The 2997-nt window shown below is 63.9% G+C and carries 4 protein-coding genes; 1 reads left to right on the plus strand and 3 read right to left on the minus strand.

The features are described 5' to 3' along the window. From AB4Y86_RS15720 to AB4Y86_RS15730, 3 genes are all read right to left on the minus strand, one after another. A partial coding sequence (locus tag AB4Y86_RS15720; RefSeq protein WP_441403120.1) for an alpha/beta fold hydrolase occupies nt 1-558 on the minus strand: 558 nt, incomplete at its 3' end. After that, on the minus strand, nt 555-1028 hold the full coding sequence (locus tag AB4Y86_RS15725; protein ID WP_441403121.1) for an SRPBCC family protein: 474 nt from the start codon (nt 1026-1028) through the stop codon (nt 555-557). The genes AB4Y86_RS15725 and AB4Y86_RS15720, both read right to left, overlap by 4 nt. Next, entirely contained in the window at nt 1021-1374 is a 354-nt protein-coding gene (locus AB4Y86_RS15730; RefSeq protein WP_441403122.1) for an ArsR/SmtB family transcription factor, read from the minus strand. The genes AB4Y86_RS15725 and AB4Y86_RS15730 overlap by 8 nt, the downstream gene beginning before the upstream one ends. Before the next feature lie 513 nt (nt 1375-1887). Between AB4Y86_RS15730 and AB4Y86_RS15735 the strand changes: the two genes are divergently transcribed. Beyond that, complete coding sequence (locus AB4Y86_RS15735; protein ID WP_441403123.1) at nt 1888-2469, plus strand: lytic transglycosylase domain-containing protein; 582 nt, start codon at nt 1888-1890, stop codon at nt 2467-2469. Nucleotides 2470-2997 lie beyond the last annotated feature (528 nt).

Consider the following 2997-nt stretch of genomic DNA (forward strand, 5'->3'; position numbering starts at 1 on the left):
CTTCCAGACCTTGGGCATAAGGCGGAGCATGACGGGCACAAAGGCGGGCACGCCGATCATTTTGACCAGGAAGTAGGTGACCATCGCGCCGCGTTTGTTTTGGGCGAGCAGCGTATTCAGGTGGCCAGCGTGGTCGACGGGTGTTCCTTCGGCGTTTCCGACTCCGGTGTAGGGGGCCTCGTAGGTCGCGAGTTTGCGGAGAGGGACACCGGCGGCGGCGGCCTCGAGGGCAAGGGCGGCGCCGGAGGAGATGCCGTAGACAAAGGCGTTTCCGCCCGCATGGCTGATCACGGCGGCGAGGTCTTCGATCTCACGTTCCACGGAGTAGGACCCCGTATCACCACTGTCTCCACGGCCTCGGCGGTCGTAGAAATACACAGTGAAGGAATCGGCCAGTTTTATGGCCAGTGGCCGGGCGGGGCCAAAAGACCGGCCGCAGAAGGCCCCGTCCACCAGTACGAGGACGGGGCCGGTGCCGATCTGTTCGACGGAGAGGCGGGTCCCGTCCGTGGAGGTTATCTGGGTGACCTGCGTTGGCGGGGAGGAGGTGGTTTTCATGCTGTGTGCCTTTCGAGAAGGGTGTCGAGTTTGGCGAAAGACAGGACCCACCCGGTGCGGGTCATGTCCCGGATCTCGTCCGTGAACGGGCCCTGGTGGAGCGTCATGCGGGTCCGTTCGCCGTGATCGTGAAACTGAAGTCGCAGCACGACGTCGTCCACGGGCCCGGCCGCGGTCAATGCGGTCAGCTGGATGTCAAGAAATTCCGGGGCTAGGAAGGCCACGATGCGGCCCTGGATGGGGTGACTGGCCCCGGTGGCGCTGTCGACCATGGTCAACTCCCACGGGCCCTGCTCCACGAGGTCTACCGTGACACTGTCGACCGATACGTCAACTCCTTCGGGCCCGAACCAGGAGGCGAGGAGTTGGGGTTCGGTCCAGAATCTCCACACCACGTCCCGGGGCGCGGCGAAGGAGCGAGAGATGAAGACATCATGTTCTGTGATCTCCTGCTGGCGGCCCTCAGACATCGCGTCCCTGGCCCATGTGCGTGCTGTCGCGCTGAAACGMGGCCAGCRCGCCGTCGAGYYTGTCGAAGGACTCACCCCAAAACTTCTTRTACCGCTCCATGTACTCGCTCGCTTCCTTGAACCGCTCGGGTTCCAGATGACTGAGCCGGGCAGTCGCCACCCGGTTCCTGGAAATCAAACCGGCATTCTCCAGTACCTTCAAGTGCTTGGAAATTGCCGGTTGGCTGATCTTGAACGGCGCCGCGAGATCGGAAACTTGCGCATCGCCTTCCGCGAGCCGCTGCAGAATGGCCCGTCGCGTCGGATCGGCCAACGCYSCAAACACTGCACTCAATTCATCARCCATCAARACCATAACCTAACTGTTTTATAACCATCTGGTTTTAGAATAGATCCGGTTGAACAGGGCGTCAAGCCTCCAAGCCAGGGCATCCTCCCACCGCGCGGAATCAACGTTCGCTCTGGGTTCGGGACTGAGCCGACTGGCGGTCGGATCGGGCCGGACTCCGTATGGTTCGGCTGGAGTCCAGTGTCCGCAAGGGCTGGAATACAGTGCGAGTCAACCCCTCGAGAAGATGACGCTGGACTCGGGACGCGACGTGCCTTGGAGAGATGTGACATGTGCCTGGTACTTCACCTCCGCTCGTTTCGTCGACCGGTGACGGAGCCCGGATGGTTTGATTAGTCCGTGCTCCGTCTAAAACGCCTTCTGGTTTTCAGCCTCTTCGCGATTGGCCTTACCATCGGCTTCTCGTTCTGGGTGACCCGGCCGCCCGGCGCAGAGGCCCCCGGTGCCGTTGCGGCACCTCCGCGAGCGGAGGCGAAACTTGAAGTGTTGTCCTCCGGGATGACCACTGCCGTGAACGTAACCCGGAGCCCGGACGCCCAATGGCTCGTTCGGGTTGCCGCGCAGACCGGGATCCCCGCCCGTGCGCTGCAGGCCTACGTTGTTGCGGCCGCCACGGCCAACGATTCCACTCCCGGGTGCGGGATCGGCTGGAACACCGTTGCGGCCGTCGGTTTCGTCGAATCCGCACACGGAACTTACGGCGGCGRCAGCCTCAACGCCGCAGGGCAGGCGAGCAGCCCGATTGTGGGCCCGAGCCTCAACGGCGCCGGGTTCGCCGCCATCGCTGACACGGACGCGGGTGCCCTGGACGGCGACGCCCGCTGGGACCACGCCGTCGGACCCATGCAGTTCATTCCTTCCACCTGGCGGCTTGTGGGGCGGGACGGGAACGGGGACGGAACAGCGGACCCCTTCAATATCGACGACGCCGCCCTCAGCGCGGCCACCTATCTCTGCGCCCACGGCCGTGACCTCTCATCCCCGAAGGGGTGGACCGACGCTATCTACGCCTACAACCAGTCCGATCCCTACATTCGCCAGGTGCGGGCCCAGGCCACCGCATACGCCGCCCAGGCTGGGACCGCCCAATGAGTCCGCGGGCTGCAGCTCCGGGGCCCGCTGAAGCTTGGCGAAGTCCGCAACTCAACGGCCCGGCCACCGGCACGTCCATGCCGCTCCCTTCGGGCATGAGGCTCGGCACGCAGGCAAGCCCAACAGCAGCGGTTAAGTCAGGCACAGGCGCGGCGCTGCAAACGTAACTGTCCAACTCCAAACGGGCGTTTGACGCGACATTCCCGTCCACCTCCGGCAAGTCCGGCGGGCAAGTGGTCACCTACGAGGTAACCTTCCCAGCAGGCAAGGCCACCACGGCCTCCGCCAAATCGGAGGCTGTCATCGTCCTTGACTTCCTTGCTGCTGTTCGGCGGTTTTGGGTCCAAGGGTGTATCAGACACGCTGACGATCACCTTGGACCCATACGCTGCTCGGCGCTTAGCAGCGAGAGGAACTCATGCACGCACACGCAAGGGCGTTGTCCACGAAACGGCTTACAGCGCTCATTGCTGCGGTCCTGCTGGGCTTGGCGGCACTGGTCGGGATCGGGACGGTTCACCCTCAGCC

Origin of the sequence: Arthrobacter sp. 2YAF22_2 (assembly GCF_052114645.1) — a bacterium.
GTDB lineage: Bacteria > Actinomycetota > Actinomycetes > Actinomycetales > Micrococcaceae > Arthrobacter.